Here is an 18,403-nt window from a genome sequence, read left to right on the forward strand (position 1 = left end):
GCGGTCCGAGTTCTTTTTTGGGCAGGTGGACGATTCAATGAAGCATCGCGTGTTTGTCGACGGCCAGGAAGGCACGACCGGTCTGCGCATCAACGAATACCTGGCGGCGCGCAGCGACGTCGAAGTGTTGCGCATCGATGCCGACCGGCGCAAGGATGCTGCCGAACGCGCCCGCCTGCTGAATGCCGCCGACGTTGCTTTCCTGTGCCTGCCGGATGCGGCCTCGCGCGAGGCAGCGGCGATGGTGACGAACCCGAACACCTGCCTGATCGACGCCAGCACGGCCCATCGCACGGTGCCAGGCTGGGTGTTCGGCCTGCCGGAGCTGGCAGCTGACCAACGCGAGCGGCTGCGCGGCAGCAAGCGGATCGCCAACCCGGGCTGCCATGCCAGCGCCTTCATCCTGCTGATGCGGCCGCTGGTGGATGCCGGTCTCGTACCGGCCTCGCTCGGCGTCAGCGCGACGTCGATCACCGGTTACTCCGGCGGCGGCAAGAAGATGATCGAGCAGTACGAAGCGGGCGGTGATGCCCGCCTCGACGCGCCCCGGCCCTACGGGCTGACGTTGACGCACAAGCACCTGCCCGAGATGATGGCGCACACCGGGCTGACGACCAAGCCGGTGTTCATGCCGATCGTGGGTAGCTTCTACAAGGGCTTGGCGGTGAGTGTGCCCTTGCACTTGTCGAGCTTGTCGGCGGGTGCGAGCGCCGAATCGGTGCATGCGGCGCTGAGCCGGCGCTACGACGGCGAGCGCTTCGTGCGCGTGATGCCGCTGCGCGATGCGCCGACGCTCGAAGATGGCTTCTTCGATGTGCAGGCTTGCAACGACAGCAACCGCGTCGACCTGTTCGTGTTCGCGAACGACGACCAGGTGCTGCTGATGTCGCGCCTCGACAACCTCGGCAAAGGCGCCAGCGGCGCGGCGGTGCAGTCGATGAACGTGCACCTCGGTCTCGACGAAGGCCTGGGGCTGTAAGGCTGCGGATCGGGCTTCAGGCCGCGACGGCCTGGTTGGCCCGCGCGACCATCTCGGTTGCGAATTCGACGAAGGCCTGCGCTCCGCGCGACGCCGGATCGAACACCACGCCCGGCAGGCCGTAGCTCGGCGCCTCGGCCAGGCGCACGTTGCGCGGGATCACGCTGTTGAAGACCTTGTCGCCGAAGTGAACCTTCAGCTGGTCGCTGACCTGCTGCTGCAGCGTGATGCGCGGATCGAACATCACGCGCAGCAGGCCGATCAGCTGCAGGTCGGGATTCAGGTTGGCATGCACCTGCTTGATGGTGTTGACCAGGTCCGACAGCCCTTCGAGCGCGAAGTACTCGCACTGCATCGGCACCACCACGCCGTGGGCGCTGCACAGCCCGTTCAGTGTCAGCAGGCTCAGCGACGGCGGGCAGTCGATCAGCACGAAGTCGTAGTCGGACGCCACCGCCTCGAGGGCCAGCTTCAGCCGCTTGTCGCGCCGCTCCAAGCTGACCAGTTCGACCTCGGCACCGGCGAGTTCGCGGTTCGCGCCCAGCACGTCGTAGCCGACCTTCTCGCTGCGCTGGCGGGCTTCGGCGATCGTCGCCGATTCCAGCAGCACGTCGTAGATGCTCAGTGACATCGCCCGCTTGTCGATGCCCGAGCCCATGGTCGCGTTGCCCTGGGGGTCGAGGTCGACGACCAGCACGCGCTGGCCGATCTGCGCCAGGCCGGCGGCCAGGTTGACGGTGGTCGTCGTCTTGCCGACGCCGCCTTTTTGGTTCGCGATGCAGAAGATGCGGGTCATGGAGGAGGGCGCTGCTGGAAGGGGGATCAGTTGCTGCCGAGGCGGATGCCGAAGCCGATCAGGAAGATACCAGCCGCCTTCTGCATCCACGCTGCCAATCGCCGGTGCCGGCGCACTTTGTTCGACACCGACTGCGCGAACGCGCACAGCGTCAGGCAGTAGGCGAGGGTGATCAGTGCGATCGTCGCGGCCATCGCGCTGAAGGTGATCGCACCGCGGTGGGTGGCCGGGTTGATGAACAGCGGGAAGAAGGCCATGTAGAACACAATGGCCTTCGGGTTCAGCAAGGTGATCAGGAAGGCTTGGCGCGCATAGCCGCGCGGCTCGATGCGGACCGGCGAGGCATCGCCGGGCTTGGCCAGCAGCAGCCGCAGGCCGATCCAGACCAGGTAGGCGGCACCACCGTATTGCACCAGCCGGAACGCGGCGGGGTGCGAGGCAAGCAGCGCGGCCACGCCCCCGACGGCAAACCACAGCAGCACCTGGTCGCCGGCGATCACGCCGAAGGTGGCGGCCGCGCCGGCGCGGAATCCGCCTTTCGCGGTCGACGTGAGCAAGGCCAGCGTGCCCGGACCGGGGAGCGCCAGGAACAGCACGATGGCCAGGCAGAACGACCCGTAGTCGGGGATGCCGAGGACGGTCATTCGGCAGCCCGGGGTCGGATCCAGACCAGACAGCGCTCGGCGTCAAGAGCGGGCACCTGTAACGGTTCCACGTGAAACACATCGAGATCGACCGGCAGGTCGGCGATCTCGGTCATGGGGGGCTTGCCCTTCATCGCCATCCAGGTACCGCCGGACCGAGCGAGGTGCTTCGCGGTCAGTCGCGTGAAGTCGCCCAGCGACGCGAAGGCGCGGGAGGTGACCACATCGGCCCCGGCGGGCGGCAGTTCTTCGACACGGGCATGCTGCGACCGCAGCTGGCGCAGCCCCAGCTCGGCTGCGGCCTGCTGGATGAAGCTGGCCTTCTTGCCGACGGTGTCGACGCAGGTGATCTGCCAGCTGGGCTCGGCGATGGCGATCACGACCCCGGGCAGGCCCGCGCCACTGCCGACATCGAGCAAGCGCAGCGGCTGACCAGCCGCATGCCGGCGCAGCGGCAGCACGACCGACAGGCTGTCGAGCAGATGGTGGGTCAGCATCTCAGCCGGATCGCGGACGGCTGTCAGGTTGTAGACGCGATTCCACTTCGCGATGAGGTCCTGGTAGGCGAGCAGGCGCGCCTGCTGGTCGGCGTCGAGCGCCAGCCCGAGCCGTTCCAGCCCGCGGGCGAGGACGAGCTCGCGGGCCTCAGGCGGCTGCATCGGTCGGGGTGGTGTCGTTGCCTGCGCGGTCTGCCGCCATGAACTCCTTGAAGCGGCCTTTCTTCAAGTGGATCAGCAACAGCGAGATGGCGGCCGGGGTGATACCGGAGATGCGAGAAGCCTGGCCCAGCGTCTCCGGCCGATGCTTCGCCAGCTTTTGCCGGGCCTCGAAACTGAGCGCGGTGACCTGGGCGTAGTCGAGCTCGGCCGGCAGCCGCAGGCTTTCGAAATGGGCGGCGCGCTCGACTTCATCGTTCTGCTTGGTGATGTAGCCGGCGTACTTGATGCTGATCTCGGCCTGCTCGATCACCGTGTCGGCGAGCGTCAGGCCCAGTTCGGCTTGCAGCGCGGCACGTGAGACGCCCAGCTCCGGTTTGGCGATGGCGGCGACTTCGGCAATGGCGTCGAAGCCGACCCCCGGCCGCCGAAGCAGGTCGGCCAAGCTGTATTCGTGCTCGATGGCCTTGCCCAGCAGCCGTTCGGCGTCGGCCGCGCGCAGCAGGTTCGGGTGGACCCAGGTCGAGCGCAGCCGCTCGGTTTCACGTGAAACAGCATCACGCTTGCGGTTGAAAGCATTCCAGCGCGCGTCGTCCACCAAGCCCATCTCGCGGCCGACCTCGGTGAGCCGCAAGTCGGCATTGTCTTCACGCAGCTGCAGCCGGAATTCGGCGCGGCTGGTGAACATGCGGTACGGCTCGGTCACGCCCTTGGTGATCAGGTCGTCAACGAGGACGCCGAGGTAGGCCTGGTCGCGGCGGGGGGTCCAGGCCTCGTGCCCCTGCACTTGGCGAGCGGCGTTGATGCCAGCGAACAGGCCTTGAGCCGCGGCCTCTTCATAGCCGGTCGTGCCATTGATCTGGCCGGCGAAGAACAGGCCGCCGATCGACTTGGTCTCGAAGCTGCCCTTCAGGCCGCGCGGATCGAAGTAGTCGTACTCGATCGCATAGCCGGGCCGGAGGATGTGGGCATTCTCCAGTCCCGGCATCGAGCGCACGGCTGCCAGCTGGATGTCGAACGGCAGGCTTGTGCTGATGCCGTTCGGGTAGAACTCGTGTGTCGTCAGGCCTTCCGGCTCGAGGAAGATCTGGTGCGAGTCCTTGTCGGCGAAGCGGTTGATCTTGTCTTCGATGCTCGGGCAGTACCTCGGGCCGACGCCTTCGATCACGCCGGTGAACATCGGGCTGCGGTCGAAGCCGCCGCGGATGATCTCGTGCGTGCGCTCATTGGTGTGGGTGATCCAGCAGGGCAGCTGGCGCGGGTGCTGCGATGCATGGCCCATGAAGCTGAACACCGGCATCGGATCGAGGTCGCCGGGCTGCTCGGTGAGCTTCGAGAAGTCGATGGTGCGGCCGTCCAGGCGCGGCGGGGTGCCGGTCTTCAGCCTGCCTTGTGGCAGCTTCAGTTCCTTCAGCCGCGCGGACAGCGACACGGCGGGTGGATCGCCGGCCCGGCCGCCCGCATGGTTCTGCAGCCCGACATGGATGCGCCCGTCGAGGAAGGTGCCGGCTGTCAGCACGACGGCCCGGGCCCGAAAGCGGATGCCGACCTGCGTGACGGCACCGACGACGCGATCGCCTTCGACGATCAGATCGTCGACCGCCTGCTGGAACAGCGTCAGGTTCGGCTGGTTTTCCAGCCGGTGGCGAATGGCTGCTTTGTAGAGAATGCGATCCGCCTGCGCGCGGGTGGCCCGAACGGCCGGGCCTTTCGAGCCGTTGAGGATTCGGAACTGGATGCCGGATTCATCGGTGGCCGCCGCCATCGCGCCCCCGAGCGCATCGACTTCCTTGACCAGGTGCCCCTTGCCGATGCCGCCGATCGACGGGTTGCAGCTCATCTGGCCCAGTGTTTCGATGTTGTGCGTCAGCAGCAAGGTTCCGCAGCCCATGCGGGCGGCGGCGAGTGCGGCCTCGGTGCCGGCATGGCCGCCGCCGACGACAATCACGTCGAATTCATGGGGGAACAACATGGGGGCTCCGGTTGGGGTCGCAGCGGCGGCTTTCCGCGCTGCAGTCGCAGGGCGCAAGGGGCGCCGGCGAGGGCCGAATTTTAGGCGTGGCCCGCATTCCCGTCACCCGTTGTTGCGGCCTGCCGCGCTTGCAGCGTGGTTTCGTCGACACCTTGGTTTCACGTGGAACAGCCGATGAACGCCGCTTTGGCCTGCCGACCCGGCTGTGGCGCCTGCTGCACCGCGCCGTCGATCAGCACGCCGATTCCCGGCATGCCCGATGGCAAACCCGCAGGCGTGCCGTGTGTGCAACTCGATGCCGAGCGGCGCTGCAAGATCTTCGGCCAGGCGGATCGGCCCGCGGTCTGCGGTTCGCTGCAGCCAAGTGCCGAGATGTGCGGCACCGACGCCGAGCATGCGATACGTTGGCTGACGCAGCTTGAGCGCCGGACCTGCCCGGCATCGCGCTGACACCGCTGCGGCTACCCCCAATGCCGAACGGGAGGCCGCTCTCTAGACTGGTACACCCTGACAGAGCGGAGACCTCGACATGCAATTCGATTCCATCACCCGCCGCACTTGGCTGGCCGCCGCTGCGGCCGGCAGTCTTCCGTCGATCGGTTGGGGGCAGGGTGCTGCCTGGCCGACCAAGCCGATCCGCTTCGTCGTGCCGTTCGCACCGGGCGGCAGCTCGGAGATCGTCGCTCGCTCCACCGCCGTCGAGCTTGGCAAGGGTCTGGGCCAGACGGTCTATGTCGAGAACAAGCCCGGCGGCAGCGGCAACATCGCGATGGCCGACGTCGCGCACGCCGACGATCAGCACACGGTGATCCTGGGCCACATCGGCACGCTGGCGGTGAACCCGTTCATGTACGACAAGCTGCCGTACGACCCGATCAAGGATTTCCGCCCGATCACCTTGCTGGCGAAGGTGCCCAGCCTCTATGTCGTCCACCCGGATGTGCCGGCGAAGAACTTGAAGGAGTTCATCGCGCTGGTGCGCAGCAAACCCGGGCAGTTGAACTTCGGTTCCGCCGGCAACGGCAGTGCCGGGCATCTGGCGATGGAGTACCTGAAGGCTGCGGCCAACCTGTTCATCGTTCATGTACCGTACCGCGGCACCGGGCCTCAGCTGACGGACCTGCTGGCTGGCCGTCTCGATGCGGCCTCGGTCGGTGCGCCGGCCATCCTGCAGTTCATCAAGGCCGGGAAGCTGCGCTGCCTGGCCACAGGGTCGAAGCAGCGCCTGGCGCAACTGCCCGACGTGCCGACCGTCGCTGAACAAGGATTCCCGAACTTCGAGATGACGCAGTGGTACGGGTTGATGGCCCCGTCCAGCCTCGCGCAAACGTATGCGGACCGCCTCGCGGTGGAGGCGGCGAAGGCCATCCGCTCGCAGGCCGCCAAGGAGCGCCTGGAAGGCGACGCGGCCGAGGCGATCGGCAACACGCCGGCGCAGTTCGCGCAGTTCATCGCGCAGGAGCAGGCGCGCTGGAAGCCGGTGATCACGCGGGCGCGCATCAAACCGGACTGAGCGGCCAACGGAGCGCCGCCCATCCGGCAACGACTGAACTGAGCCGCGATCGACGCGCTTCCCGGCGCTTTGCCGGCGGCGCGGCCATGGGAGCATCCGCCGACACGGACGATCGGGCGGCGCTGGGTTGCCGCCGGCACCGTGGCGGGATCGTCGTCCATGGTGTTGAAGTTCCGTCAACTGCTGCGTCGGGTTGCTGCTTCGGTCAAGTTCAAGATCGTCGCGGCCGGGGTGGTCACGGCCGTCGGTGCGACCGCGGTCACGACGCACTTCGTGTTGTCGACCACGCAAAGCCGTTCGCGGCAGCAGTTGCTGCTGCAAAGCGCCAACGACGTGGAGCGCACGGCCAACCTGTTGTCGAGCAAGCTCGAGCTCCTGCAGACGGCGCTGCAGGGCGTCGCGAACCAGGTGCGGCCCGAGATGTTGCAAGACCGTCCGGCGCTGACGCGATTCCTGATCGACAAGCCGTCCGCTGGCCTGCTCTTCGATTCGGTCTTCATCGCGGCGCCGAACGGCGACCTGCTGGTGCGGCTCGAGAAGGGGGTGCCGAACACGACGCTGCCGAGCCTGGGAGGCCGCGAGTACTTCCAGCGCGTGATGCGCGAGAAGCTGCCAGTGGTGTCGAGCCCGCTGGTCGGCGCGATCAGCCATGCTGCGGTCCTCGTCTTCGCTGTTCCGGTGCGGCAGGTCGATGGCCAGGTCACGGCCGTCGTCGGCGGATCGCTGCGGCTCGACAAGACCGGGCTGCTGTCGTTCCTGCGCGATTCATCCGGCCGCGACAACTCGCGCGACCTGGTGATCGATCGAAGCGGGCAGATCCTCGCGCATGCCGATCCGCAGCGCATCCTGCGCAATGCGCGCGAGGAGGTCGGCCTGAGCGCCGAGTTCCAGCGCTGGGTCCTCGACGGCAGCACGATCCACGTGGAGGGCACGGCCTCGGTGGGTCATGGCTACCTGGTTGCGCTGGCCGGCGTGCCGGCCGCCGAGTGGATGCTGGTTCACGTCACGCCCGAAGCCGATGCGATGCAATCGCTGGCCGCGGCGCGCGACACCGCATGGCGGGTCGGGGCGCTGGTGGGGCTTGCGGCCGCGCTGCTCGCGGGCTTGCTCGCCTGGTTCATCACGCGGCCGATCTCGCGTCTGCATGCGAGGGCCATGAGCCTGCTGGATGACGATGCGCCGATTCGCGGCGACTGGCCGCGTGGCGGGGGCGAGATCGGCGCCTTGTCGCGCGTGTTCCAGCATGTCGTCGAACAGCGGTCGCTGCGCGACCGGGAGACCCAACGCTTGCTGATGCAGCTGCAAGCTGTCCTGGATGCGGCGCACGCCGGTATCGCGCTGACGCGCGATGGACAGTTCGAACTGGTGAGCCGGCATTTCTGCGAGCTGTTCGGGCGCGACAAGACCGAACTGCTGAGGCACGACACGCGGCAGCTCTTCACGAGCGAACTGCAGCACCAGCTGCTGAGCCAGCAGTCGCGCGATGCGTTGGGCGCGACCGGCATGTTCGAGGTCGAGAGCCAACTCGCGCGGCGCGATGGCAGCATCTTCTGGGGCCACATCCGCGGCAGCCTGTTGCCCGACAGCGATCGGCGCGCCGGCATCATCTGGATCGTCGAGGACGTGACCGAGGCGCATGAACGCAACGCGCGGCTGTCGTGGTCGGCGACGCATGACGCGATGACGCGCCTGGCCAACAGGGTGCAGTTCGAGAAGGTTCTCGACGAGGCGACGCTGAGGGCCGCCGAGCAGCCGTTCTGTGCGCTGTTCATCGACCTCGATCGCTTCAAGGCGGTCAACGACAGTGCAGGGCACGCGGCCGGCGACGCGCTGCTGCGCGACATCGCCGCGCAACTGCAGGACCGCGTGCGCCCATCGGACACGGTGGCACGGCTGGGCGGCGACGAGTTCGCGGTGCTGTTGCCGCACTGCCCGGTCAAGCGCGCGGTGGACTTGGCCGACACGTTGCGGGCGGCGATCAACGGCTATCGCCTGGCCTGGGAGGGCCGCAACTTCAGCGTGGGGGCGAGCATCGGGCTCGTGCATGTCGACGCCGGCTTCGCGAATGCGGCCGAGGTGCTGCGGGCCGCCGACACGGCCTGCTACGCCGCGAAGCGCGACGGACGCAACCAGGTGGTGGTCTATACCACTGCGATGGCAGCGGCTCAGAATCTGGTGGGAGTTTGACGGGCCGGCCTCGCGGGAGCTGAGGCGGCCGGGCCAAGCCTGTTGGCACTTCGACAGTTCGAAACGCAACAGACCTGGCTTGGCACGACTGACATTGACGAGATCAGGGACACCCCTGTCTCTTCGAGGGAACCTCGCTGCGGTGACAGCCGCTCACGGGTTCCTCTTCGATTTACTACTTCCTCCGCTGAGTTCGTTGCAGTGATCCCGGGAATCTGGAGCGCCCGATCACTGCTCGATCAACTTTTACTACTACCGCTCAGATACGCAGTCTCACCAGCCCTTGTTCGGCAAATCCGTTCCGCCGCTGATCAGGCGCAGCAGCTGTGCATCGAGAACGACAGGCTCGTTGCGCACTGCTGCCGGCTCCATCTCGAACAGAACTTCGTTCTTCGAGTCAGCCATCGGGATCACGGAGATTGCTTGTTGCATGAGGGGCTCCTGGCTTGCTGCGTGCACGCCAACTCGTGCACTGGCTCTATTGCAGCAGCCCCCCTCGTTCGCGGTAACTGTCAGCTCTTACAGGTATCGCTGCACGCCAAGTTCGGGCAGTGAAAACTCAACGAATCAGCCCCATGCGCAAGGCCTTCAGAACGGCCTGATGCTTGTTGACGCAACCCAGTTTGTGCATCGCATTGTTCACATGTAGTACAGCGGTTCGTTCACTGATACCAAGGATGTTTCCCACTTCCCATGCAGTCTTACCGTCCATGGTCCAGCGCAAGGTTTCCACCTCCCGTGGCGTGAGCGGTGACATGCCAGGTTCTTGTGCGGCGGGGATGAGAATGCGAGACGCGCTCTCATAGGCGTGCACGGCGAAGAGTTGCAAGTCCGCGACGATGCGTGTGAGTTCTTGGCGGTCCATCGGCAACGGTTGATCACGCTCGACCCCCAGCACGAAGTGCTTTCCGTCGGGCAGATGAAGCGCCAATCCAATTCCGCAGTGGTAGCCGAAGCGGGCTTGCTGCTCCCATTTTTCGCCTTGGCCGGAGGTCGTGTAAGTCCCTTGGTTCCAGATGATGGGCACGCTCTGGCGCTTGCAATGCTGCATCACCGGATCAGCCCGGAAATTGGCCGGATCTTCAAAGGACTCGCGGTACGCAACCGGCGCGTTGTCGACGGCGATGAACTCGGGCTCACCCAGGAAATGGTCGATCACCGTGGTGGCGCTGACCTTCTCGAAGCCGAGTTGCTGGGCGAAGCGAACGATCTCGCCCTGGAACTCGTCACGGGTTCCAGCCTGCAGCACCGACATGTACCCACCTTGCAGCATGGTCCTCTCACCTTCGCAACCGATTGCGTCTGCCTCACTACCTCAAGCGACCTGACAGGTCTTACAGCTGACAGAGATTACAGCTGGCAAGGTTTACAGCTAGGCGAGACCGTGACTTGACCACATTATTGGCCAATCACAAAACTCAGGGATCAACACGATCAACCGCTATGACGCCTGCATGGACCATCTACGCCTGGCCACCCGTCAAGTGGCAAGCGGACAGCACCCCCGATCTTCACTTCGTTCACCTGGGCACCCGGGTGCTGAATCCCGGCGATGAGGACGGACCCAGCACCGGCCAGACGCTGTGGGGTGGTCCACTCTCCGAAGGCGCGGCCGGCGTGGCCTGGGACTGGGTGCAGCTGGAGCAGGGCATCGTCGCGATGGCCGACCCGCTCGGGTTGATCACCAACCTGCAGCTGCTGGGTGCCGGCGGCGAGAAGCTCACCGGCATGGAAGTGGCGCTGCGGCTCAACGAGATCGTGCACACGCTGCCGTGGCAATCGGAAGTTCAACGCGCGCTGGACCGCGCGGCCTGAGCACCACGGGCATTACACCCGCTCCGCGTTCACCCCGCCGCGAGCACCATCTCGGTGTGCGGGATCCCGTCTTCCATGTAGCGCTCGCCGACCACCTCGAACCCGAAGCCGGCGTAGAACGTCTCCAGCCGCGACTGCGCCGAGATGCGGATGCCATGGCCGGGCAACACCTCGCGCGCATGCGCGATCGCACGCCGCACCAGCTCGCGGCCCAGGCCCAGCCCGCGCGCCGCCTCGCTGGTGATCACCCGGCCGATCGACGGCTCGACATACTTGGCGCCCGGCGGCAGCACGCGTGCATAAGCGAACGGCTGGCGCTGTGCCGGCAGCCACGCCGCCAGGTGCCATGCCGCTTCGTCATGGCCGTCGACATCGAGGTACGCACAGTTCTGTTCGACCGAGAAGACCTGCTGGCGCGTCATGTAGATGTCGTGCAACTCGCGCAGCGACAGCTCGTCGAAGCGGCAGAAGCGCCATTGCAGCGCATCGAGGGAGAGAGGAGGAGTGCTCATCCCGACATGATGCCCGCTAGCGAACGGCCGCAGCGCGCAGGTGCCGCGCAACGAACACGACGCTCGCCACCGTCAGCACGGTGCAGACGCCGAGCGAGATCGCGATCGGCTGCGCCGCCAGCGCCTCGCCCTTCAGCACGCGCGTCATCAGCGTGAACTGTGCGAGCCCCGGCACCCACGCATGCCACCAGGCTTCGCCGCCCTGGTTGAACAGGGTCATCAGCGGCAGCAGCGAGGCCGCCAGCACCACCACCGTGCTGTTGGCCTGCGCTTCCTTGAAGGTCTTGCAGCGGATCGCCACCGCCATCAGCACCGCCGACAGCGCCGCGGCCAGCGGCGACAACACCGCGATGAACCGCAGCGCCTCGGCCCAGCCGAACTGGAACATCGCCTGCAGCGTGTCGCTGCGCAGCAGCCACTGCGCCGGCAGGAAGCTCAGGCAGCACAGCACCGCGATCAGCATCGCGAGCGCAAACACCGCGCCCCACTTGCCGCCGACCAGCGCCCAGCGCGGCGCCGGGTTGGCCAGCAGCGGCTCCAGCGACCCGCGCTCGCGCTCGCCGGCCGTGGTGTCGAGCGCGGCGTTCAGCGCGCCGTAGACCACGGCCATGATCACGAAGAACGGCAGCATGCCGGTCAACTGGGCGGCACGGCCTTGCGCACTCGCGAGGTCGTGCTCTTCCACCTGCATCGGCTCCAGCAGCTGAGGCGACACGCCGCGCAGCGCCAGGCTCAACGTGCCGCGCTCGCGCGCGTACGCCGCCAGCAGCCGTTGCACCCGCCCGGCGCCGGCCTCGGCCGCCTTGTTGCCGGTGTCGGAGACGACCTGCAGCACCGGCTGCTCGCCGCGCACCAGCGCGGCCTCGAAGCCGGCCGGAATCACCAGCACCGGGTCGCCGAGCTTCTGCGCCCGCAGCTTCGCTTCGTAGTCGGCCGGCGCGGGCGTCACGACGTAGCTCTGCCGCTCGATGAAGTTGCGCAGCGCCGGGGCATGCTCGATGCCCACCACGACGAGCTCGCGCTTCTCGGCCTGCGCCTCCAGTGTCGCGATCAGCCCCGACAGCGCGACCAGCAGCAGCGGCCCGAGCAGCACGCTCGACACCAGCACGACGATGAGCGTGCGCCGGTCGCGCAGCGCGTCGGCCAGTTCCTTGCGCAGCACGATCAACAGCAACGGCAGGCCGCTCATGCTGGCGTCCCCACAGGCAAAGGATGAGCGAGCTCGTCCGCGAAGGCGAGTTTCACGAAGGCCTCCTCGAAGTCCTGTTCGCCGGTCTGCGCGAGCAGCTCGCCCACCGTGCCGCTGGCAACGGTGCGGCCGTGCGCGACCACCGAGACGCTGTCGCACAACCGCTCCACCTCCTGCATGATGTGCGTCGAGAACACGATGCACTTGCCGCCGCCGGCCGGGCTGCGCAGGTGGCGCAGCACCTCGCGCAGCGCGCGCGTCGCCAGCACGTCCAGCCCGTTGGTCGGCTCGTCGAGCACGATGTTGGCCGGGTCGTGCACCAGCGCGCGGGCCAGCGCGGTCTTCATGCGCTCGCCCTGGCTGAAACCATCGGTGCGGCGCTCCATCAGCGGTTTCAGGTCCAGCGACTCGGCCAGCGCGTCGGCGCGCGCGTGGGCGGCGTCGCGCGAGAGCCCTTGCAGCCGGCCGTAGTAGACGATGTTCTCGCGCGCGCTGAGCCGCAGCGACAGCCCGCGCGCATCGGCCAGCACGCCCATGCGCGCCAGCGCGGCGCGCGGCTGTGTCGCGACGTCGAGGCCGTCGACCTCGAGCCGGCCGGCGTCCGGCGTGATCAGCCCGGCCAGCATGCGCAGCGTCGTCGTCTTGCCGGCGCCGTTCGGCCCGAGCAGGCCGGTGATGCATCCGTCGGGGGCATGCAGGTGCACGTCGGCGACGGCCTGCACGCTGCGCCCGCGCGCGGCGGTGAAGCGCTTGGCCACATGGTCGATGCGGATCATGTCGGCGCTTCCGGTTGCAGCGGCACGAAGGCCGGCGGACGCGGCACCGCGACCAGGCAGGTCGTGTCGAGCGCCAGCGCCGCGGCGTCGTCGGCCGCATCGATGAAGCGCTGGATCAGGTCGCGCGCGCAGCCGACGCCCATCACGCCATGCCCCGCGTTCGGCACCACCACCGAGCGCGCCCGCGCCCCGAGTGCACGCGCGACGCGGTCGGCATGGCGCGGCGGCGTGATCGGGTCCAGCCCGCCGCTCAGCAGCAGCACCGGTGTCGTGCTGGCCGACAGGCGGTAGAACGCGTCGGGTACCGCGCCGCGCGGCCAGTCGGCGCAGACGCGTGCGTACAGCGCGCCCAGCGAGCGACCGAAATCGGCCCCCGGCGGGTCGCTCGCCTGCGCCATCCGCGGAGCGTCTTCCGCGCAGACGACGCTGAAGTGCATGCCCATCGCGAGCCCCATGCCCTTGCGCGCGCTCAGCAATCCGCCGAGCCCGACCAGTCCCTCGAAGCGGCCCTGCGCCGCATCGTGCAGCGCGGTCGGCAGCGCCGCGGCGATCCACGGCGCGTACAGCGTACCTCGCACCGCGCCCAGCACCATCTCGCGCGTCAGCGTGAAACGCTCGATGCGTCCGCTCAGCGGGTGCGCGGCGCTGACCTCGCGCGGCAGGCCGGCCAGCAACGCCTTCCAGTCGGCACGCAGCGTCGGGTGCGCGCGCGTGCAGGCGGCCTCGGCTTCGCAGGCGGCCAGCAGCGCATCGAACGCCTGCTGGCCGTCGGTCGAGAAGCTGACCGGCAGCACCATGTCCGGCGGCGCGACGCCGTCGAGCACGCTGCGTCGCACGCGATCCGGGAACTGCCGCTGGTACTCCAGCGCGGCCCGCGTGCCGTACGACGCGCCGACCAGGTCGATGCGTGGAGCGCCGAGGCGCGCGCGCACCGCGTCGAGGTCCTGCATCGCGAGCGTCGTCGTGAAGAAGCCGAGGTCGGCCGGCACGGCCAGCGGGGCGCGCGCGGCGAGGCGGTCGCGGCAGGCGGCCATGCGGGCGAACTGCCGGGCCGGGTCGGCCTCGTCGGCCAGCGTTTCGCGGCCCCCGTCGGTCGCGCTCCCAGGCCCGTCGTCGCAGGCCAGCGGCGCCGAGCGGCCAGTGCCGCGCTGGTCGACGAACACGATGTCGCGCCGGTTGTTCAGGCGCTGGAACAGCGGCATCACGCTGCCGGCCAGCGAGATCGCGCTCTGGCCCGGCCCGCCGGCCAGCAGGAACACCGGGTCGGGCAGCTTGCGGCGGGCCATCGCCGGCACGACGACGTAGTGCACGTCGATCTGCGGCCCCGTCGGGCGGACCGGGTCGAGCGGGCGCCGCAGCTGGCCGCACAGCACCTCGTTGCGCAGGCCGGCGACGCGGCAGGGCGTGAGCGCTTCGTCGGCTCCCCACGCCGGCAACGCCGGGCCAGCCAACACGGCGCCCACCAACGCCGCAAGCAACGAGCGCGTCATTCGCCCAGCAACCGCTTCAGTTCGCCGCTGGCGATCAGCCGCTGCACGTCGGAGTCGCCGCCGACCAGCGAGCCCTTGACGAACACCATCGGAAAGGTCGGCCAGCCGGTCCACATCTTCAACGCGGCGCGGCGTCGCCACAGGCTGAAGTAGCTGCCGAACTCGAGGTAGTGGTGCGCGACGCCGGCGCCCTCGAGCGCCCGGCGGACGCGGCGGCAGTGCGGGTTCTGCGCCATGCCGACCACCAGCACCGGGTTCGATGCGGCCGCCGCCTGCACGTTGTGGACGATGTCGGCATGCAGCGTGGCGACCTTCTCGCGGATCGCCGGATGCAATCGGGATTCTTCAAGGACTTGGCGCGGCATGCGGGCTCCAATGCAAAGGCGGGAGATTAGCCGACGTGCAGCCCGCTTTCGCACCCGATGGCGCCGGCCACGCGCCCGCTGTGTAATACCGGGTCCGCCACTTCCGACGAAGGCCCACCATGAAGCTCTACTACAGCCCCGGCGCCTGTTCGCTGTCGCCCCACATCGTGCTGCGCGAGGCCGGCCTGGCGTTCGAGCCGGTGCTGGCCAGCACCAAGACGCACCAGCTGGCCGACGGCACCGACTACTACACGATCAACCCGAAGGGCTACGTGCCGATGCTGGAGCTGGACACCGGCGAGCGGCTCAGCGAAGGCCCGGCGATCCTGCAGTACATCGCCGACCAGGTGCCGACGAAGAACCTGGTGCCGGCCAACGGCACGATGCTGCGCTACCGGGTGCAGGAATGGCTGAACTTCATCACCAGCGAGCTGCACAAGGGCTTCGGCGTGCTGTTCAACCCGGCGATGCCGGAAGAGGCGAAGGCGGTGATGCGCAGCAAGGTGCAGGGCCGCTTCGCCTGGCTCGACGGCCAGCTGAGCGGCAAGGCCTACCTGATGGGCGAGCACTTCAGCATTGCCGATGCCTACCTGTTCACCGTGTGCCGCTGGGCGCCGCGCGTCGGCATCGACCTGGGCGGGCTGGCGAACCTGTCGGCGTATGTGGAACGGGTCGGCGCGCGCCCGGCGGTGCAGGATGCGATGAAAGTCGAAGGATTGACGTGACCCATTCTCGAAGCGCGTTGGCGGCCTGTGCCGTGCTGGCCCTGCTGGGATCGGCCAGTGCGAACGCCGCCCCGGCGCCCGGGCACTACGACGCCCGGCTGTGCGTGGCCACCTCCGACGCGGCGCCCAGCTGCGGCCCGGCCCGGGTCGACTGGCGCAGCGGCCAGCGCGTGCAGGTGCAGATCAGCGATGTCGTCTACCGGTTGAAGCTGCACAGCAGCCAGCTCGACGTGGTGCTGATGCAGGGCAGCATGCAACTCGACGAGTTCAGCGCCGACTACGCCTGGCAGGGCGACACGCTGCAGTTCGCCGACCGCGACAAGGGCGCGCGCTACGAGCTGCAGCTCGGCGCCCGCAAGCGCTGAATCAGGCGGTCTTCTTCGGCGCTGGCTTCAGCAGCGCATCGCAGGTGGCGCGCTGGCTGTCGCCATCGGGCAGCTGCCGGCAGGCGGCGTCGAGCTGCGCCTGCAGCCGCTTGACCGTCGCGCGCTGGGCGGGCGTGTGCTGCCAGGCCAGCAGCTTGTCGCTGGCGCGCTGCAGCGAGCGGCCGCTGCGCTCGTAGAAGGCGCCGGGTTGCCCGGCCGCTTCGGTGAACAGCTGCTGCGCGGCGCGTTCGATGCGCGCATCGTCCTGCGGCGACAGGTCGACCAGTGCCGCCAGGTAGCGCGCCCCCCATTGCAGCCGCGTCGCCGGGCCCTCGCTCTTGTCGAACGAGGCCTCGTACCAGTTGAGCGCGCCGGCCGTGTCGCCGCGCTTCTTCGCGTTGGCGGCCAGCCCGAGCATCAGGTAGTACGGCGAATGGCTCTTCGCGAGGTTGGCCTTCAGCAACGCGTCCGATTCGTCCAGCAGCCCGGCCATCTCCAGCAGGTCGGCCGCACTGGTGATCACCGCCTGGCGTTCGTAGCCGTCGGTGATCTCGCGGTCGAGACGGGCCGACTGTTCGCGCACCTCGGCCAGCAGCGCGTCGGGCAGCGCCGGCGTCGCGTCCTTCGCGAGATCGATGCGGGCCAGGTCGACGCGCGCGATCAGCGCGGTCAGCCGGTCGGCGCGCGACAGCGTGGCATCGGCCTGCAAGCCCTTCAGCGCGCTGTCGAAGGCGGCCAGCAACTGCGGGCGCTGCGGCGTCTTCGGCGCCGCCAGCACCCGCACCAGGTCGGCGGCGCTGACGGTCAGCACGTCCATCTGCGCGCGGGCGGCGGCCGGGTCGGCCAGCAGCGCGAGCGCGCGTTCGCGGTCGGCCGGCGTCGCCTTCACCTGCGCCGCGTCGCCGGCGGTCAGCGCCTTCAGCAGCAGGCGCTGCGAGGTCTCACGCTGGTCGGCCGGGCAGCCCTGCGCGAGCTGGCGCAGCGCCGCGACCGACTGCGCCTTCGGCAGCACCTGCTGCTCGTCGGTCTCCCAGGAGTAGAACGCCAGCAGCTTCCAGTCGTTGGCCGACAACCCGGCGCCACCGGCGCGCGCCTCGGCGAGCACCGCCTTCACCGGCCGCTGCGCGCTGATGCCCAGCGTCAGCACCTGCGTGTACTGCGCGGCGTCGACCTCGCCGGGCAGGCGCGTCACTTCGGCGCCAGCCGGGTTGAACAGCAGCATCGTCGGATACCCGCGCACCGCGAAGCGGCTGCCGAGCTTCTGTGCCCCGGGGCTGTCGCCGTCGATGTAGACCGGCACGAAGGCGCGCGAGCGCTCGATGAAATCCTGCCGGTTGAAGAGCGTGGCCTTGACCTGGTTGCACGGCGGGCACCACTTCGCGCCCCAGTAGACGAAGACCGGCTTGTTCGCGGCCTTCGCGTCGGCGAACGCGGCATCGACGTCGGCGTCGCTGGCGGCCTGGCGCCACGCGATCCCGGGCGCGTCGTGCGGCGCGCTGGCCGCAGCGGCGGCGGTGACGACTGGGGCGGCGGCGGGGGCGGGCGGCGCTTCCTGTCGGGAGCAGGCGGCCAGCAGGGCCAGCAGGGTCAGGATCGCGAAGGGCGGGTGGGTTCTCATCGGCATCTCCCGGGGCGCAAGGCAGCCAGTGTGGCGCATCCGCGAAGGACGATCTTCGAAAACCGATCGACCTTATTCGCCTGGCGACGAAGGCTCGCCGCCCAGGTGCCCCTGCGCATCGTCGTCGTGCCAGCCGTCCAGCGGCGTCGCGCGCGCGAGCGCCATCCACAGGTGGAAGGGCATGCGCATCGGCCGCCGCGGTGCCGCGCGTTCGACGTCGAGCGTGCCGCTGCGCGCCACCAGCACGCCGCATTCGGGCGGGATCTCGTCGGCGCGCGCGATGCCCTCGGCCAGCACGTACCAGCACTCGCTGCTCAGCTGCAGGTAGGCCGCGCGCTTGGCGGCGCGGCGCAGGTCCGACAGCAGGTCGCTGCGCTGCACCTTGACCTCGTGCACGATCGGTTCGAGGTAGGCCTCGACGGTGGTGTGGCGGATCGAGAACACGTCCGGCATCGCCATCACCCAGCCGTCGTCGACCTTCGCACGCACCGACAGCCCGCGCCAAGCCAGGCGGCCGGCGCGCGTCATCTCGCGGGCCACGCGCTCCACCAGCTGCTCGTGCGCGTCGCGGCGCGCACGGTTGCGCTGCAGCGTCTCGGCCAGCACCGCGATGCCGGCCTCGGTGACGCGCAAGGTCTCGTGGCCCGAGGCCTGCAGCACCCGTTCGAGCAGGCCGAGGAACAGCAGTTCGACCTCGACCAGGTCCTGGCACGGCCAGCCGGCCGAGCGCCAGACCTCGCGCAGGCGGCGGCGGTGCACGGCGGTCAGCAGGTGGGCGGCCTGGTTCATGGCAACTTCGTC

General features: G+C 68.7%; 20 protein-coding genes. 7 read left to right on the forward strand and 13 right to left on the reverse strand.

What is annotated here, in order from left to right:
• Nucleotides 1–37 precede the first annotated feature (37 nt).
• Nucleotides 38–979, forward strand: coding sequence for an N-acetyl-gamma-glutamyl-phosphate reductase (gene argC / locus FHT26_RS11315; protein WP_168560239.1), 942 nt, complete (start codon nucleotides 38–40; stop codon nucleotides 977–979).
• 16 nt (nucleotides 980–995) lie between these two features.
• Here the strand turns inward: argC and FHT26_RS11320 are convergent, their stop codons facing one another.
• Genes FHT26_RS11320 through mnmG form a run of 4 tightly spaced genes read right to left on the reverse strand, consistent with a single transcriptional unit; the run spans nucleotide 996 to nucleotide 5,047 of the window.
• The gene (locus FHT26_RS11320; protein WP_168560240.1) at nucleotides 996–1,775 is read right to left on the reverse strand and encodes a ParA family protein; all 780 of its coding nucleotides are present in this window, start codon (nucleotides 1,773–1,775) and stop codon (nucleotides 996–998) included.
• 26 nt (nucleotides 1,776–1,801) lie between these two features.
• Nucleotides 1,802–2,419, reverse strand: coding sequence for a LysE family transporter (locus FHT26_RS11325; RefSeq protein ID WP_168560241.1), 618 nt, complete (start codon nucleotides 2,417–2,419; stop codon nucleotides 1,802–1,804).
• Nucleotides 2,416–3,078 carry a 16S rRNA (guanine(527)-N(7))-methyltransferase RsmG gene (rsmG, locus tag FHT26_RS11330; RefSeq protein WP_168560242.1) on the reverse strand — a complete coding sequence of 221 codons (663 nt, stop codon included), beginning with the start codon at nucleotides 3,076–3,078 and terminating at the stop codon, nucleotides 2,416–2,418. The genes FHT26_RS11325 and rsmG overlap by 4 nt, the downstream gene beginning before the upstream one ends.
• Complete coding sequence (mnmG, locus tag FHT26_RS11335) at nucleotides 3,065–5,047, reverse strand: tRNA uridine-5-carboxymethylaminomethyl(34) synthesis enzyme MnmG (RefSeq protein WP_168560243.1); 1,983 nt, start codon at nucleotides 5,045–5,047, stop codon at nucleotides 3,065–3,067. The genes rsmG and mnmG overlap by 14 nt, the downstream gene beginning before the upstream one ends.
• A gap of 174 nt (nucleotides 5,048–5,221) precedes the next feature.
• Between mnmG and FHT26_RS11340 the strand changes: the two genes are divergently transcribed.
• The 3 genes from FHT26_RS11340 to FHT26_RS11350 all read left to right on the forward strand — a co-directional run bounded on the left by FHT26_RS11340 (nucleotide 5,222) and on the right by FHT26_RS11350 (nucleotide 8,747).
• Nucleotides 5,222–5,497, forward strand: a complete 276-nt coding sequence (locus FHT26_RS11340; protein ID WP_168560563.1) for a YkgJ family cysteine cluster protein — start codon at nucleotides 5,222–5,224, stop codon at nucleotides 5,495–5,497.
• A 79-nt stretch (nucleotides 5,498–5,576) separates the two neighbouring features.
• Nucleotides 5,577–6,560, forward strand: coding sequence for a Bug family tripartite tricarboxylate transporter substrate binding protein (locus FHT26_RS11345; protein WP_168560244.1), 984 nt, complete (start codon nucleotides 5,577–5,579; stop codon nucleotides 6,558–6,560).
• A gap of 159 nt (nucleotides 6,561–6,719) precedes the next feature.
• Nucleotides 6,720–8,747 (forward strand): diguanylate cyclase domain-containing protein, encoded by a 2,028-nt coding sequence (locus tag FHT26_RS11350; protein WP_168560245.1) that lies wholly within the window; start codon nucleotides 6,720–6,722, stop codon nucleotides 8,745–8,747.
• 273 nt (nucleotides 8,748–9,020) lie between these two features.
• Here the strand turns inward: FHT26_RS11350 and FHT26_RS11355 are convergent, their stop codons facing one another.
• Entirely contained in the window at nucleotides 9,021–9,179 is a 159-nt protein-coding gene (locus FHT26_RS11355; RefSeq protein ID WP_168560246.1) for a hypothetical protein, read from the reverse strand.
• Nucleotides 9,180–9,306: 127 nt separating this feature from the next.
• Entirely contained in the window at nucleotides 9,307–10,002 is a 696-nt protein-coding gene (locus FHT26_RS11360) for a helix-turn-helix transcriptional regulator (RefSeq protein ID WP_168560247.1), read from the reverse strand.
• Between the two features lie 188 nt (nucleotides 10,003–10,190).
• Between FHT26_RS11360 and FHT26_RS11365 the strand changes: the two genes are divergently transcribed.
• Nucleotides 10,191–10,562: a DUF4902 domain-containing protein gene (locus FHT26_RS11365; protein ID WP_168560248.1), complete on the forward strand. Its 372-nt coding sequence runs from the start codon at nucleotides 10,191–10,193 to the stop codon at nucleotides 10,560–10,562.
• Nucleotides 10,563–10,591: 29 nt separating this feature from the next.
• On the opposite strand, the gene FHT26_RS11370 is transcribed toward FHT26_RS11365, so the two are convergent.
• Genes FHT26_RS11370 through FHT26_RS11390 form a run of 5 tightly spaced genes read right to left on the reverse strand, consistent with a single transcriptional unit; the run spans nucleotide 10,592 to nucleotide 14,894 of the window.
• Nucleotides 10,592–11,074 carry a GNAT family N-acetyltransferase gene (locus FHT26_RS11370; RefSeq protein ID WP_168560249.1) on the reverse strand — a complete coding sequence of 161 codons (483 nt, stop codon included), beginning with the start codon at nucleotides 11,072–11,074 and terminating at the stop codon, nucleotides 10,592–10,594.
• A gap of 16 nt (nucleotides 11,075–11,090) precedes the next feature.
• Nucleotides 11,091–12,263, reverse strand: coding sequence for an ABC transporter permease (locus FHT26_RS11375; protein ID WP_168560250.1), 1,173 nt, complete (start codon nucleotides 12,261–12,263; stop codon nucleotides 11,091–11,093).
• A complete protein-coding gene (locus FHT26_RS11380) occupies nucleotides 12,260–13,039 on the reverse strand; it encodes an ABC transporter ATP-binding protein (protein WP_168560251.1) in 780 nt (259 codons plus the stop codon). The genes FHT26_RS11375 and FHT26_RS11380 overlap by 4 nt, the downstream gene beginning before the upstream one ends.
• On the reverse strand, nucleotides 13,036–14,529 hold the full coding sequence (locus FHT26_RS11385) for an alpha/beta hydrolase (protein WP_168560252.1): 1,494 nt from the start codon (nucleotides 14,527–14,529) through the stop codon (nucleotides 13,036–13,038). The genes FHT26_RS11380 and FHT26_RS11385 overlap by 4 nt, the downstream gene beginning before the upstream one ends.
• Complete coding sequence (locus FHT26_RS11390; protein ID WP_168560253.1) at nucleotides 14,526–14,894, reverse strand: glutaredoxin domain-containing protein; 369 nt, start codon at nucleotides 14,892–14,894, stop codon at nucleotides 14,526–14,528. The genes FHT26_RS11385 and FHT26_RS11390 overlap by 4 nt, the downstream gene beginning before the upstream one ends.
• A gap of 119 nt (nucleotides 14,895–15,013) precedes the next feature.
• Here FHT26_RS11390 and gstA point away from each other — a divergent pair, with 119 nt between their 5' ends.
• Together gstA and FHT26_RS11400 are read left to right on the forward strand one after the other, a co-directional pair.
• Complete coding sequence (gene gstA / locus FHT26_RS11395; RefSeq protein WP_168560254.1) at nucleotides 15,014–15,619, forward strand: glutathione transferase GstA; 606 nt, start codon at nucleotides 15,014–15,016, stop codon at nucleotides 15,617–15,619.
• Nucleotides 15,616–15,984 carry a hypothetical protein gene (locus FHT26_RS11400; RefSeq protein ID WP_168560255.1) on the forward strand — a complete coding sequence of 123 codons (369 nt, stop codon included), beginning with the start codon at nucleotides 15,616–15,618 and terminating at the stop codon, nucleotides 15,982–15,984. Before gstA ends, FHT26_RS11400 begins: the two co-directional genes overlap by 4 nt.
• A gap of 1 nt (nucleotide 15,985) precedes the next feature.
• On the opposite strand, the gene FHT26_RS11405 is transcribed toward FHT26_RS11400, so the two are convergent.
• On the reverse strand, nucleotides 15,986–17,602 hold the full coding sequence (locus FHT26_RS11405; protein ID WP_168560256.1) for a thioredoxin family protein: 1,617 nt from the start codon (nucleotides 17,600–17,602) through the stop codon (nucleotides 15,986–15,988).
• 72 nt (nucleotides 17,603–17,674) lie between these two features.
• A complete protein-coding gene (locus tag FHT26_RS11410; protein ID WP_168560257.1) occupies nucleotides 17,675–18,391 on the reverse strand; it encodes a hypothetical protein in 717 nt (238 codons plus the stop codon).
• Nucleotides 18,392–18,403 lie beyond the last annotated feature (12 nt).

This window comes from Rhizobacter sp. SG703, assembly GCF_012275445.1.
Taxonomy (GTDB): domain Bacteria; phylum Pseudomonadota; class Gammaproteobacteria; order Burkholderiales; family Burkholderiaceae_C; genus Rhizobacter.